The following is a 15011-nucleotide window of genomic DNA, read 5'->3' as shown; positions in this document are numbered from 1 at the left end:
CACTGCTCAAAAATAGAAACTATGCTTAAGTTTCCTTGATATATACCACTTACAAAGTGAGAATGACAAAATCCACCATCTATTTTTGTTAATCAAACAAAATGATGGTGGATTAAATTTGTTTATATAACCATTTTTTAATTCGCTCTAATCTCTTGTCGGGTAAAGGTTACATAAGCGATTGTAAAACAGATGAAAGTTGCTGCTATTAATCCAGTAATTTGTGGCCAGATGAGCGATAGACTTGCTTGCAACTTCAACGGACTCGCAATGGAACCAACTACTTGCTCCATCGTCATTAAGCCAGTCGTTCTCGTTGTTGGCGATAACAATACGGTTGTCATCTCTTGGAATAAATAGTTTGGTGAAAACCGGTAAACATTTAATATCGCATTCACTCTATTCACATATTCTCCTTCACTCGCTACATTCGTTAAATACGATTTCGTAAATAGATTGACAATAATAGAGAAAAACACATTGTAAAATAGCCAAATAGCAATCGTTGACAAGGCAGATGTTGCTTGTTGTTTGAAAATAACAGAAAACAAGATAGCTAAATTTAGCCAGAAAGCGATATAAACGATGATTAACCCAATAAAACTCATCACTCGTAAAAACTCATCCAAACTTGGGGTAATCCCTAACATAAGGATTCCAAATGCCATAACTAATAAGCCTAAAGCAAAAAATAGTATGACATTAATAATTAATGCTGCAACAAACTTCGCATTAATAACATAATCTCTCGGGATCGGTTGGGCTAATAACCGACTTAACGTTCCCCGGCCTCTTTCTCCGTTTATCGCATCAAAACCGAGGGCAATTCCGAGCAGCGGCCCTAAAAAGCTAACGAAAGAAACAAACGACGGTAAACTACCATCAGAAATTGTAAATATTTGTAAAAACAAATACGAGTTTCGTCCAATTTGACTAGCATCTTTATAAGCATCAAGCGCATCCGAAATTGTTGTTACTGCAGTGTATAGAGAGCCAATACATGTTAGTAAAAGGATGGCTAGTAAAATAATAATTCGCCAACTAGATAAATAGTCGGTAATCTCCTTACTAACAAACACCCAAAACACATTGCGCTTTTTCGTATCCTTTTCTCGGACTACTTCTGAACGCTCGATGTCTTTTTGCTTAAACCATTTATTTTGAATATTAGCGAGCTTCATTTACTTCACGCCCTTCAAAATAACGATGATAAATTTCGTCCAATCCGAAGTTTTTCCGATATAACTGATAAAGTTCACTACCAGATTGGATAATTAGGCGACTAACTTGTCCGGAAATATCTTCCTCACTATGAATTATTACTTGATCATCACTTACCATTTCAATCCGCTGAACTCCAGTCATGTTTTGCAGACTTTTTACCAACTCTTCACTTAAAGGTTTCGCGATTACCTCTGTTACGATTGATTCTGAGGCGAATAATTCTTTACTCAACTGTTGAATATTTCCTTGTGCTAACAATTTCCCGTTAACAAAAATTCCTACTCGATCACATATTTGTTGCACTTGATGGAGATGGTGTGAACTTAATAGTACCGTAATATCATCCTTTTCATTTAACTCACGGATCAGTTGCAAAAAATCCCTTACACCTTCTGGGTCAATCCCTAGTGTCGGTTCGTCTAATATAATTATCTCTGGATTTTTCATTAACACATCCGCTAGGCCAAGTCGCTGTTTCATCCCTCGCGAATAAGTTCCCGTTTTTTTATGTGCGGCATAAGTTAAACCGACTTTCTCTAATAACAATTTCGCCCGTTCTTCTGCCAGTTTTTTTGAAATGCCGTTAAGCCCCGCGGTAAAGAGTAAGTTTTCTAAGCCAGTCATATTTGTATAAAATCCAACATTATCAGGCAAATAACCAACTTTCTTTTTTACTTCAATAGGGTTTGTTGTCGAGTTAATACTGGAAACTAAAACAGTGCCAGATGTTGGTTCACTTAATCCGAGCATCATTAAAATGGTCGTTGTCTTTCCGGCCCCATTCGGACCGAGTAAACCAAATATTTCACCTTTATTTATGGAAAGAGATAAGTCGTTGACAGCAAGGTGGTTATCATATTGCTTCGTCACCTCTTTTAGCTCAATAATTGCTTCATTCACGTTTATCTCCTCCCAAATTTTCTCGTAATCAAGTAAAGACCTACCACAACAGCTATGATGATGAAAACGGCAATTAAGCCCCAAACAGTAGACGTTTCAACGGACATTCGAAACGTTGCATCTGCTGAAACTTCTGCGGTTGTCGCTTTAAAAGTAACAACATAATCCCCAGTAATTGCCTCATCGGGAGCTGTGATCGTTGCTTTTACTTTTTTGGTTTTACCTGCCGCCAGTTCCGCTATTTCTTCACTATTAAATGTTACCTCCCAACTGGAAGGAGTATTGGCAGAGAGGGTAATATCTTTTAACGGAGCAGTTCCCGTATTTTTTACTTCTAATTCAATTGTTTTCTCCTTTCCTGCTGTTATTTCATCACTTAATACTCCAGATGGTGTGCCAATTTCGATACCAAAGGAACCTGTCACAACTGCTTCTAACGTTAAATCTGAATTAGAATTAGCTGTTGCAGCTGTTATAGGAATATTATAAGTTCCCTCTTTCACGTTTTGTGGTGGCTTTACCTCTACAGTTAACTCCTTTGAAGTATTAGGTTCTAATGATATAGATGTGACGGAATTCCCTTCAGATAAGAAGCGGACACTCCAACCATCTTCCACTTTACTACTTAACGCATAATTTTGTGTTTCGGTAGTTTTATTATTTAGGCTAACAGTATAAGTAAAAGTAGAATCAGCATGACCTTCTAAGTTTGTTTGATTACTCGTCAATTCTGTTTCAATGGATCCTTGTTTTGTAACTGATACAGACAATGTTACGGAAGATGAATTGCCATCTCCTTTAGCAACCATTTTAAATGAGTAGTCTCCTTTTTTTGCATCCAACGGGACGGTAATATCTGCTGAAATCGATGCTTCACTGTTTCCTTTTACAGATAGCTGACGAATTTCTGATCCATCAGATGTAATTTTGTATTTCCATCCTTTTGGCAAATCCTCCATCATAAAGGACATACTTTGAATCGCTGAACCTTCATTAATAATATCAACATTGTAATGGATCGTCTCCCCAGGACTTGCCGTGACACCGGTGTGAGGAGTGAATAATGTAATACCTTCCAGTGCATAAACGTAGTGAACCGGAACGAAGGCAGCTAATAAAATGGTACTTACAAAGATAGTGAAAAGTTTTCTTTTTAGCATGATTTGTTCCTCCTTCATTTTTTGTTCTCATTTTTGATACGGAGGCTGCTTTGTTTTGGATTTGTTTTTTTAGAAAAATGTAATAAAATTTATAGTGAAAAGGGTGATTAGGAGGAATTGTGATGGATGACAATCAGGAAAGTATTCGTCTTTTAGATGAAATTGCCCACGGTTCACGGCAAGCTTTCGATACTTTTTACGAAAAACACATTTCATTCGTATATCAAATTGCCCTTCATATCGTTCAAAATGAAACTGAGGCGGAGGATATTGCCCAAGATGTATTTTTGGAGGTTTTCCAAAAATATAAACAATATGATTCGAAAAAAGGTAGTGTCAAAGCATGGCTTGCCGTGAAAACAAAAAGCCGCTCCATTGATCGACTGCGAAAAAAGAAACCACTATTAGTGAATCGCTTAGAATTACTATTAAAACAAAAAGAAAAAGGTGCCGATGTGCAATTTTTCTCTGAACTACAAAACTACATATTGATAGATGCATTAAATGCTATTCCCTTTGACCAGCGAGAAGCAATTATTCGAGCCTATTTCAACGGGGAGACACATAAAGAAATTGCTGGTAGGATGCATAGACCGCTCGGCTCGGTAAAATCACTCATCCGTTACGGGTTAAATAATTTACGCAAACAAAAAACGTTACTTCATTGGGTAAAGGCGGATAGGAGTGAAAGCAAATGACAACATTTCGGCACTTAACAGATGAACAGTTGATTGATTATTCATTAGGGAACTTACCAAAGTTTGACTCTCATAAAGTACAAGAACATTTACAAGACTGTAAGACATGTCAAGAAAAATGGCGAGAATGGCAGCAGGTGTTAAATGTCGAAGGGAAGGGCGATGGGTATCTTAATGACGAATTAAGAGAACAAATTTGGCAATCGGTTGAAAAGAGGCAGAATCGTAAGTGGCAATTCTCAATTAGGGGAGTTTGGCAATTAAGTGTGGCAGTCGTAGTTTGTTTTTTTATTATCGCCTTTGTTTTCCTCAATGATTTGAAAGATTCCGACCGAAAATTATTGATTACACATAATGACGAAATTCAAGCTACTAATTTTCTAAAAAAACCGAACACGGAACAGTTGCACATTATTCCAGTCCAACATTCTATGCAATCTGATCCGCCGTTACAAGGGAATATTTGGATTAACGATGCAACAAGAGAGCTGTTGCTTGAAGTGGATGGCTTAGTTGAGATGAATAATTACGACTACCAATTATGGATTATTTTTCAAGACAATGAAGTCCTTGGGGCAATTATTCCAACCATTAACGGCTCATCAAGAATGTTCATTCAAGGTATGGATGTTCAAAACTTTATCGAAATAAAAGCCAGCCTCGAACCAAAAGGTGGCAGCATTGTACCAACTGGGCCGGATACGTTTTTCGTTGAGATTAGACGATAGAGATAACTATTTAAATGTTAGGATAAGTGAAGTTTCCTAAATAATGGTGAATCAAACTCCCCCTTCAAACGTATAGTTGATGCAAAGGGATAAGGGGGAGTTTTGTTTGGGTGAGCTATTTATTAATTATGGCATATTTTTTATCGTATTCATTATCTTTGCAGTGATTGCAACCATTATAAGCCGTTCAAAAATACTAACAACAATATTCCGAATTACAGGAGTATTGTTTATCCATGTTTTGAAGATACTACTATTCTTACTATTTATTGTTTTTAATAGTGTGCTAGCAGGCATTGCAATTTATACCCATCCCTTCTTTTTAGGTAAATCTCACTTCTATGTTGCTGGAAAACCATTAAACCCTTTCGACTTTGAGGATTCGGCTCTACTAATATTCGCTTGTTCTTACGGAGTAATTTATGTAATCATGTTTTATATTACTATTATTTATTTCAGAAGAACTAGACTGCCGGATTTACTTAACAAGTTTTCACTCAAGCTCGTAGTACTTTACCGATACCGTAGTCGAAGATATAGTTTAGATGAAAGGGTAGATCAAATTACGAATCATTTAATAGCGTCAATTGGTGCATTTCTTTTATATCCTTTTTTCATTCCGATTATTTTTCCTGGGTTTCGTGTATCGCTCATTGGTAACCTTGCTGTTTTTATTATTTTACTTTTATTTGCTCTAAAACCTACCGAACCGCATCTAAGGGACAATGATTATAATCAATGATGAAAGATCGAGAAAACGATAAAATAGTCGCTGAATATGGCGACTTTTTTATCGTTTTCTATCTGGTGATTTTCTGCTGAATAAAAATCAATAAATCATATGGATGTCTCAAGTAAATATGGTTTCAAAGACTCCGAATAATAAAGCTCTCCAGTTGTCGTGACAACAATTCCGGCGATGTCTTCTAGTTGGTTTAATGTATCAATGATCATCCGTGGTTGTTGGCCAAATAGACGGGTCGTCCATATCTCACCGTCTACCGATTTTTTTGATACGATCGTTAATCCAGCAATTTCCGATTTCACTGGATATCCAGTAGCAGGGTCTAAAATATGATGATAAGTTTCATTGTTATACGTAAATTTTCTTTCATAAATTCCTGATGTAACAATAGACTGGTGGAGTGCCCGCAAAATCGCTATATTTTTACCACGGGGTCGGAATGGGTGTTGAATTCCAATTCGCCAATATCCATCTTTATGATTGGGAGACTTCCCATATGTCATCACATTTCCGCCCAAATTTATAAGTCCCGCTTCGGCACCCATTGATTGTGAGTCATCAATTAGAAGATCCGCAATAAATCCTTTTGCGAGCGCCCCTAAATCGATAAACATTCCACGATGTTTTAAAAAAACGGTTTGATTTTTATCATCTAGAATGATATCATTGGCATTTGTTTTACTCAATAACGATTGAATCTGTTGGGATGTTGGAACTTGGGCATCATGAAACCCAATCCGCCATGCTTTTACTAAAGGACCGATCGTAATATTTAACATACTACTTGATGCAGTGCTATGTATTTTACCAAGTTTAATTAATTCGTATAATTGAGGATGTACCGCTATCGGTTGAATCCCTGCATTACGATTCACTTGCATTAATTCTGATTGAGGATCATGGGCACTAAACCGTTGTTCGTATTCCTTCAAGCGTAAAATAAGTTCTTCTAAAACAAAACGGGCATATTTATGTTGAACCGATAATTGAATAATCGTTCCCATCATATGAACTTCACGACTTTGCATTGTGAATGTATCACCCTTTCGTCCAGAGCCAGATAACTTTTGAAAATTGATCAATGGTATCAGACTGTTCTATGAAAAAGTAGTTGTTATACATAGTTGCAAGCGAAAACAATTGACTGTTTGCTAAAAAAATTCTCAACCATAGTTACTTGTGGATCATCATTTTTTGTCATTTATCGTTTTGATGAATAATTTGGATATAGAACTTTTTCAAGCAATATCGTACCAAATGAGCAAAACCTATTGCAAAGACGAAAAAGAGGCCAGGCCGACCTCTTTTCATAATTCCTTAATTATCTTTTACCGTGGCCCCAGATACGGTGTCCACCTTAGATGTTGCACCAGAGACGGCATCGACGCCACCACCAACTAATTGTTGACCTGTCTGTTCTAAGTACCAGTCAATAATTGGTTTAATATCTTGTACATATTCATTTATTCCGAGATAATTTCCCTCTTTATCACGAATTGCTTGATAACTGTGAACAACGAACTTATCTGGTCCGTGCGTAGGCACATGAGTTCGTACTACCTCTTGTTTGCCAGTACGTAATTGCTGAATAACCCAAGCTACACCACTATACACTCTTTCTGGGTGGCAGTTTGCGAGCGGACTCCCTACTTGTTCTGGTCGCCGCGATGCTAACATTTCTTCCGCATCATATTTATGATTATAGTATAGGAATTGGTTATTGCTATCCGCATAAGTTAATTCCGCTGGCATGGAATTGAGAAAATAATTAAGTTGATCTACGGTTAAAATACCTCGGTCCAGTTTGACATATGTTTTCCCTTCGACTGCACCTGTTTTTTCTGCTGCTTGCTCTACCCAGTCATCGGCTAACATGTCGACACCTTCAATAGTGGTATCAATTTTGCCAGTAGCGTGTAAATCTTCCGTGCTTGATAAATCCTTCATGCCCTCTGGTGCGTTCAAGACATTCACAACATTGATGAAACGGATGAATTTTTTCAAACAAACTTCTAAAAATTGCACCGTTTGTCCATCTTTTAAATTGCCTTCCTCATCAAAAGCTTTATGGACTTCACCTAATAAAAATTCGTTACCCGGCATAACAACTGCGTTAACTCCAGGTGCATCTAAAATTTGGCGTAAATGTAATTGGGAGCGAGAAGAACCTTGCACATCATAGGAAGCCCCGACAATCATAACCGGTTTCCCATCTAGTGGATGAATTTTAAATGATAACCATTCAATTACGCTTTGTAAAGCAGATGGAATAGTATGATTGTATTCTGGTGTCGCAATAATGACCCCGTCAGCTCCTAAAATCTTTTTATTTAAATATTGGATAGGTTCACTATTTGTTTGGTCATTTGACTGGTTAAACAGTGGTACATCTTTAATGTCTAGCACTTCGATTTCCACTAGTTTTTTAAACTTTTTCGCAATGTACTCTAATAAAAGACGGTTATAGGAAAAATCAGCATTTGATCCAACGATTCCAACGATTTTCATCGAAATATCCTCCTAACGATTTAATTTTCCTCCCATGAAAACTTGCTTCGGTTTGTATGTTGGGGATTGTTGTTAACTAATTGATTAGTAATCTCCACAAAGCGGAGGAATTCATTAAAAATTCCTTCTAGTTCTGCTACCTTTTCTTTATTCGTTAAATTGCCACTTTCATCAAAAGCTTGTAAAGAAAAACCTAATAAAAACTCCGAACCTGGCATAATTCGTGCTTTTAGTTCTGGAACATCGAGCATTTGTCGCAAATGAGTTTGCGCCCGTGATGAACCTAGTCTGCCGTAAGAAGCACCAGTAATCATGACTGGTTTGTCAATAAGTGGTTGCGTAGTATAAGAAAACCATTCTAATGTGCTTTTCAATGCAGCTGGTACGGAATGATTATATTCTGGGGTACTAATAATCACACCATCCGCTTCTACAATTTTATCTGAAAGTTGCTGTACTTCCGCTGGAGCTACCCGATTTTCAGGCTTATTAAATGGAGGTAAATCTTTTATTTCACAAAGTTCAATATTTGCTTTATCTGCAAAATGCTTTTGAATAAATTGTAGCAACATCCGATTCGTTGATTTATCGGAATTCGTTCCAACAATACCAATTAATTTCTTCATTTTTTATTGCTCCTTTCCAATAATATGTATAAGGTAAATTCATGCTTTGGGAACAGGGAAAGAGACGAACGTTAATTTCTGTTATGTAGTGTTGAAAATTCTGTGATCCCAAGTTCACACGATGTTTTTGATACATGTGACCTTCATTTTTTAGGCTACCCTAAAGATTTCTTGTAAAACATTTTTGATTTTAAATAAGTTTGTGATGTTTATCACATAATTTATTATATACCATTAACAACATTAACACAAGGTGAATATTAAAAATTATTTAAAATAAAGATGTAAATAGGTTAACTAAATAGTTTGGCATTCGTTTTTTTTGTAAATGTTTTGAATAGTAATGAAAATTCATGCGGATTATGCCGAAAGCGATAACGAATGACATTGTGCTTTTTTCGAGTATTCACTTAAACTTAAGTGTAATCTAGATTTAATAATTAGAATGCGATTTAGTTCACATTAGATGAGCTAATTTTTCTGTGGTCTTATAAATGCGGGGGGTGAATACGTTAATATTCATTGTTTGAATAGTAGTCTTTGACTAAATGAACTAATCTTTTTTAAAAGTAAGTGGATATTTAAGAACAATGATATTGTGGTAATGAAGTGTTTTTGTTAAAAAAAATACAAAAAAGGGCTTAATATGCCCAGTCTTCCAATTATTTATTTTTTAGCAAGTATAGCTCTTTTTCCAGTTTCGTAATTTTTTCTGAAAGAAAGTCAATATCCTGCATTCTTAATCGATTGGTGTATTCGAATTGGTTACCTATACCTTTAATTAGTTTTTCCATATTCTTGTAATTTCCATTGACTTCATCGAATCTTTCATCAACTTCCACGAATTTTGCATCAATCTTATCGAATCTTTCATCGACTTCCACGAATTTTGCATCAATCTTATCGAATCTTTCATCGATTTCAACGAATTTGCCAAGTACTGCTTCCTTAAACTCTTGTTGTTCCTTCTGCATATGCAGTAGTAATTCATAAATTTTATCCAATTCGTTCACCACCCCTCACAATTATAAGTTGTTTAATTGTAAATGGAAACTAGCGCATAAAATTTGGATATTTTTACATATCGCCTTTATACAACTTGTTAATGTCCACCTCTTTCTTCCAGAAATAAATTAATCAAAAAAATTATACCATATAAGAACATACGTTTCAATCCAAAAACTAAATAACAGCTAATTACCAAAAAAGTCAACTAACGGACATTTTTTATAGCAAAAATATTCCCACTGAAAACTTAGAGTCTTCGGCCTATCAATGGAGACAACCAGCTTAAATTCATTATGAGAAAAGTTTTCGTGCCTGTTTATTTTTTGCACAAATTGACACACTCATTCCAAACAATCTTTAGATAAGAATTCAATTCACCTTATTTTCCTCTGCTGTAAAATACCATTCACGATAACAACGACTAACACAATTATCGTAATCGGGAGAAACCACGGTCCAAAGCCATTCCACCATTGTAGAGCAATAAATACTGATTCATAAAAAGTGAGTGACAGCAATACTAGACTTAAGTTTTTGAGTAAATTTAGAAACTTCCTACTGTGTAAATAAAACTCTTTTACGTTTGAATCATTTAGTCGCGCTGGATAATTGTGGGTTTCTGGGAATCTCTCTAATATTTGTAAAAAAACAAGCATGAAAAGACTGATGCTTGGTGAAAGAATCAATTCCCATTTCGACCCCCAACGATCGATTTCTCCTATAAAATTGTAATGTGCTGGAACTTTATCTGGTAGCTGATTCCATACGAAAATTAAGAAGATGACGGAGCTTAGAAAAATACTAAGTCCAACAATGTCCCAAAGTTTTTCACTCGTTGTTTTCGGAATTTTTAGTTTCGGCCTCTGATAGTTGTTGGACATAAACACCCCTCCAAAAAAAAGATTCGAATACTTCTTTAGAAAATTTAGTCCCTATTTTTTCCTACGCATCCATTTCGGAACTGCTTCACTTGCTTTAAAATTATAGACTGGTTTGATAAATTCTTGTATCTCCACTGTTTCCTCTACCGTTTCCATGATTTCTGCCATTGGCTTATAGGCCATGGGTGCTTCGTCTAGCGTATCTTTCATTACCGAAGTAGTGTAAATTCCTTCCATTGCTTGGTGAAACTCTTCCATGCTGAGCGTTTGCATCGCTTTTGTTCGACTCAATACGCGCCCCGCCCCATGAGGAGCAGAATAATTCCACTCTGGATTGCCTTTTCCTTTAGCAAGGATTGAGCCATCGCGCATATTAATAGGAATAATCAGCCTTTCACCTTTTTTCGCAGAAACGGCTCCTTTTCTTAAGATCATTGCATCTGTATCGATATAATTATGGATCGTGTCAAACCGATCCAATTCTGTAAGTTGCATCTTCTCCAAAATTTTTCTAGCTATTTCTGTACGATTTGCCACTGCATAACTTTGTGCAAGTTTCATATCGTAAATATAGTTCTCAAAACCATCACCCTCTAAATATGCGAGGTCATCAGGAATAACTGGATGTTGTCCTTTATAAGATTCAATAAATGCTTGGATTTCATTATGACGGTTCTCTCTCTTTAATCGATCAATATGTTCCGTTAAATCTTGCCTGCGATGATTAGCAATAGCCAACTTTTGGTAGTAGTTGGCGATTTTTGAGCCAACGTAGCGACTTCCAGTATGAATCGTCAAATAATGATATCCATATGAATCTTCGGATACTTCAATAAAATGATTGCCACCACCAAGAGTCCCTAAGCTTAATAGACTCTTGTTTTCACTTAAAATACTTGCTTTAAAAAGTTCTGGAACGGGGTATTCTGTTTTAATTTGATTAGCACTTTCCTCAGTATGAATATCGATACCACTTGGAACGAATTGACGGATAACTTGGTCAAGTGTATGAAAGTCAATTTTTTTATCTTTTAGTTTCACTGTTAACACACCACAACCAACATCGACCCCGACGAGGTTTGGCACAACTTTATCTTTTAATTTTATCGTTGTGCCAATTACACAGCCTTTTCCAGCATGGTAATCCGGCATAATTCGTATTTTCGTATCTTTTAAAAAGTCTTGATGACATAATTCCTCAATTTGTTTGATCGCAGCTTCTTGTGGGTTGTTAGAATGAATAACTGCTTCAGTTGCCTTCCCCTGTATAGTAATCACAATACATCTCTCCCTGTTATGTCCTAAATAACGTTTTGCAAAAACTTTCTTCATGTATCTTCTCTTACATCCGTACGATTATTTTTAAGAAAAGTTTCATAATAATAAGTTTATCTACTACTAGTTCGTACGGGATATAATTCACTTAGTTTCGCCCATTTCATAATTAACGCGATGTTTCCACTTTTTATTCATTATTAACATTTTAATTTCGTCAAAGTTAAAGATATGTGCTGTGATAAAAAAAATAGTGTGATCTGTTACCTTCAGACGACACTATTTTCTCAGTAATTTACCCTATTATATTTTAAAATCCAATTTAATTAATCCGGCCTCTTTAGCTGAATAGATTGCAATAATCGTAAGCGGCCCAATAATCAAACCGATAATACCTAAAAAATACAGTCCTATCCATAGCCCTGCTAGTGTAGGTAATGTTGGTAATCCAATTTGATCCCCCATCACTTTAGGCTCAACGGTTCTTCTAATGATAAGAAGAATACCCGCTAAAATAAATAAGCCAACGGCAAGTTCCATATCTCCGCTGATTAAATGAAATAAACCCCATGGCGCTAGTACTGCGATAGAACCGATGAATGGAATAAAATCAATTATCCAAATTACTAACGACATAATTAGCGCATTTTTAGGGGTGATAATCATTAGTCCGATATAACTGACAATAAAAATGATTACACTAACTAAAAATTGTGCTTTAAAAAATCCTGTAAAGAAACGTGTCGATCTTTGTAACATATATCGTACTTTTTTCGCGTTTTCTTCATGGAAAAGGTTAAAGAAACTGTCTTTATATTTCGGTAAATCGAGACTAAATAAAAACAACGCAATTAAATAAATAATCGTTACAACTACAGCATTTGGAATTGCTTGGGCCCAACCAGCCAACATGGCCAATGCATCCTGTGCCATATTGGTAGCCCAAGTAATTAACGAAGTATTGAGCTCTTCAATTTCATCAATTACGACTGCTGGTAAGTTAGCAACCGTTTCATTGAAACGAATGATTATTTCCTCTGAATAATCCGTTATTTCAACAAAATAGCCAGGAATTCGTTCAACAAACCGAATTGTTTCATTAATTAAGCGTGTAATGGTTAAATATAGCAGTATTGCTAAAAACAAAATAAACATAATAAAAACTATTACTACGGCTGGAAACCTCTTTTTTAGCTTAAATATGCGAATGACTAAATTGATTAACGGTTCTAGCACAAAGGCAGTGAACAATGCTAAAATAAAGGGCATAAATGCAGCGGAGTGAAAATATAAGAGCGCAATGATTGCAATGAATACTAATCCAATGATAATCCGTTTCGGTGTGAAAAATTTCTTCAACAGAGGGCCCCTTTCCAAACGTTTTATATAATTAAAGTAATTTTATCATATAACCTAAAGGAAGGATAGAAACAATATGACCAAAAACTTTTTTCTATAAAAGATATTTTTCTCTCTTTATTTTCGTTTTAAGATAAACATTTTTCCTATATGTTTTGTTCGATAGGGATTGTTAGTTTTTATCTAAAAATTTCTGTTTGTTTCAGATTTCCTCTAGCAAAATGGCAAAATTCCCTTTTATCTGTCTATAATGTTATTTCCACCTTAGTTGCCTAAATAGAGACTTCATTATATCCCCTTGCTTTTTATATTGAATTTTCAAAGGATAAGCGCTTTAATAAGGATCATATTAAATAGCTAAAACAAATAAACTAATCGGAATTTTTTACATAATAGCGCAATTTTTGGATTTATTTAAATTGAATGCTATCTTAATCGGGGTCTGACAATATTGTGAAGGTGAAGGTGGATAAATTAAACGAGCACAGCCCTGGGTGAGTTGGGAAATTACTATTTCCGGAAATGGCAAAAGAGAAAAAGCCAGTAATAAGTTTTTTGCGGTGCATTAAGGATGGATTTTTTACCCTTTTTGCATAAAAAAGAGAGAATCTGTATCGTAATCATTACATTTTGGATGTATTGACTTATTTTTGAGATTTTTTGTTCTATTACTTTTATACAACTGTAATTGTGTGAATTGTTTTGAAAGTAAGTTCAACTGTTACATTATTAATCTTGATTAAATTACCGTTTTTTTTGAATTAAGTGGGATAGACAAAGTTTTTATCTTGAATAATTCCCACTATTTATAATATTTTTTTACAAAGTGATAAAAGATTAATGTTAAAAGCTGAACAATCAAATACACATTAAATGAATAAAACGATTTCCACTCCTTGAATGTAAATACTTTAAAAATAACTGTCAAATATTCAAAAGCGGTACCAATTGTCGAGAAAACTAAGATGTAAATAAATGTTTTTATTCCAGTTAAGTTGAATTTTTCATAAATATATATAAAAACAATGGCAAATGGACCATATAAAAGGTAGGTTAATAAATCCGTTAAATCAAAGTACTTCGTATCCATTAAATCATACATGTCAAGGCCTGGACCTGCTAATATAAAATCAGCGATTCGGGCGATGCAAGCGGAAAACACAATAAGTAATAAAAATATGGATGAGTGAAATTTACGTTTTAAAAATAATATACTAACATAACTAATTATTAATGAAATAACTAAAAACCATTCATTTTTATCGAAATTATCCGGTAATGGTAAGAGTTTCATTTTATAATCCCTTCTCTAAATAACAGTTTTCGAAATAATTTCTTTGCAATGACGGATATTATAAATAAAGCAATCCAAACTAATAGTAAATGGTGTAACGGAAAATTATTATGTTGGAAAACCTTTGTATGTTTGAGTATCTGTTCACCGATAAAGAGGAAAAATAATGTTAATATAGAATAGCCAATTAGTCGAGTGAGTTTCCACTTTTGTTTTTCCAGTAAATTTACAAATGTTATAATGGTTAACGGAACATATAAAATACTATTTAATTCAAAAGCAACTCTTGCATAATTGTCTTTTCGGATTTCCCATAAATCTAGGTTCACATACAGAATGGACATTAAACTTGTATAACTTAACACTAGTAATAACAAGAGGAACGATATTTCCAATGGATGAATGTATTTTTTGGTGAAAATAAAACTATATAATATTAGAAGTGTTAAACATAATGTTAAAGCGAAAGGCATTAGTCACAGCTCCTTTCTTACAATACATAAATGAAATAAAATGCAATGATTCCTACACTCCCAGTTGTAGACTATTGAACAAACACTTCTATCTCTAGACAATTAAAATATAATAAACAGCACCGTCATTAT

Annotated in this window: 15 protein-coding genes; 3 read left to right on the top strand and 12 right to left on the bottom strand. The window is 34.8% G+C overall.

Features of this window, described 5'->3' with window-relative positions:
* Positions 1-137 precede the first annotated feature (137 nt).
* From BN1242_RS07370 to BN1242_RS07360, 3 genes are read right to left on the bottom strand one after another with little or no spacing between them, the layout of a single operon-like run.
* Positions 138-1181 (bottom strand): ABC transporter permease, encoded by a 1044-nt coding sequence (locus BN1242_RS07370; protein WP_077216139.1) that lies wholly within the window; start codon positions 1179-1181, stop codon positions 138-140.
* Entirely contained in the window at positions 1168-2124 is a 957-nt protein-coding gene (locus BN1242_RS07365) for an ABC transporter ATP-binding protein (protein WP_062353602.1), read from the bottom strand. Before BN1242_RS07365 ends, BN1242_RS07370 begins: the two co-directional genes overlap by 14 nt.
* Before the next feature lie 2 nt (positions 2125-2126).
* The gene (locus BN1242_RS07360; RefSeq protein ID WP_062353598.1) at positions 2127-3284 is read right to left on the bottom strand and encodes a COG1470 family protein; all 1158 of its coding nucleotides are present in this window, start codon (positions 3282-3284) and stop codon (positions 2127-2129) included.
* Positions 3285-3406: 122 nt separating this feature from the next.
* On the opposite strand from BN1242_RS07360, the gene BN1242_RS07355 reads away from it, so the two are divergent.
* From BN1242_RS07355 to BN1242_RS07345, 3 genes are all read left to right on the top strand, one after another.
* Positions 3407-3982 (top strand): RNA polymerase sigma factor, encoded by a 576-nt coding sequence (locus BN1242_RS07355; protein WP_062353595.1) that lies wholly within the window; start codon positions 3407-3409, stop codon positions 3980-3982.
* Positions 3979-4710 (top strand): hypothetical protein, encoded by a 732-nt coding sequence (locus BN1242_RS07350; protein ID WP_062353592.1) that lies wholly within the window; start codon positions 3979-3981, stop codon positions 4708-4710. The genes BN1242_RS07355 and BN1242_RS07350 overlap by 4 nt, the downstream gene beginning before the upstream one ends.
* 106 nt (positions 4711-4816) lie before the next feature.
* A complete protein-coding gene (locus BN1242_RS07345) occupies positions 4817-5452 on the top strand; it encodes a hypothetical protein (RefSeq protein ID WP_062353588.1) in 636 nt (211 codons plus the stop codon).
* Positions 5453-5547: 95 nt separating this feature from the next.
* Here BN1242_RS07345 and BN1242_RS07340 read toward each other — a convergent pair whose 3' ends face one another.
* The 9 genes from BN1242_RS07340 to BN1242_RS07300 form a co-directional block, all read right to left on the bottom strand.
* Positions 5548-6483, bottom strand: coding sequence for an FAD:protein FMN transferase (locus tag BN1242_RS07340; RefSeq protein WP_062353585.1), 936 nt, complete (start codon positions 6481-6483; stop codon positions 5548-5550).
* Positions 6484-6772: 289 nt separating this feature from the next.
* Complete coding sequence (locus tag BN1242_RS07335) at positions 6773-7963, bottom strand: NAD(P)H-dependent oxidoreductase (protein WP_062353582.1); 1191 nt, start codon at positions 7961-7963, stop codon at positions 6773-6775.
* Between the two features lie 20 nt (positions 7964-7983).
* Positions 7984-8589, bottom strand: coding sequence for an NADPH-dependent FMN reductase (locus BN1242_RS07330; protein WP_062353566.1), 606 nt, complete (start codon positions 8587-8589; stop codon positions 7984-7986).
* Positions 8590-9251: 662 nt separating this feature from the next.
* Positions 9252-9593, bottom strand: coding sequence for a hypothetical protein (locus BN1242_RS07325; protein ID WP_062353562.1), 342 nt, complete (start codon positions 9591-9593; stop codon positions 9252-9254).
* Between the two features lie 378 nt (positions 9594-9971).
* The gene (locus tag BN1242_RS07320) at positions 9972-10478 is read right to left on the bottom strand and encodes a DUF1648 domain-containing protein (RefSeq protein ID WP_062353559.1); all 507 of its coding nucleotides are present in this window, start codon (positions 10476-10478) and stop codon (positions 9972-9974) included.
* Positions 10479-10529: 51 nt separating this feature from the next.
* A complete protein-coding gene (locus BN1242_RS07315) occupies positions 10530-11756 on the bottom strand; it encodes an RtcB family protein (RefSeq protein ID WP_062353556.1) in 1227 nt (408 codons plus the stop codon).
* 300 nt (positions 11757-12056) lie between these two features.
* A complete protein-coding gene (ytvI, locus tag BN1242_RS07310) occupies positions 12057-13112 on the bottom strand; it encodes a sporulation integral membrane protein YtvI (protein ID WP_062353551.1) in 1056 nt (351 codons plus the stop codon).
* Between the two features lie 802 nt (positions 13113-13914).
* On the bottom strand, positions 13915-14406 hold the full coding sequence (locus tag BN1242_RS07305) for a hypothetical protein (RefSeq protein ID WP_062353548.1): 492 nt from the start codon (positions 14404-14406) through the stop codon (positions 13915-13917).
* Positions 14403-14879 (bottom strand): hypothetical protein, encoded by a 477-nt coding sequence (locus tag BN1242_RS07300; protein WP_062353546.1) that lies wholly within the window; start codon positions 14877-14879, stop codon positions 14403-14405. Before BN1242_RS07300 ends, BN1242_RS07305 begins: the two co-directional genes overlap by 4 nt.
* Positions 14880-15011: the final 132 nt, after the last annotated feature.

Source organism: Bacillus kwashiorkori (assembly GCF_001375515.1).
GTDB lineage: Bacteria > Bacillota > Bacilli > Bacillales > Caldibacillaceae > Bacillus_BK > Bacillus_BK kwashiorkori.
The sequence above is the reverse complement of the archived record's forward strand: the minus strand, read 5'-3'. Positions and strand labels throughout refer to the sequence as shown.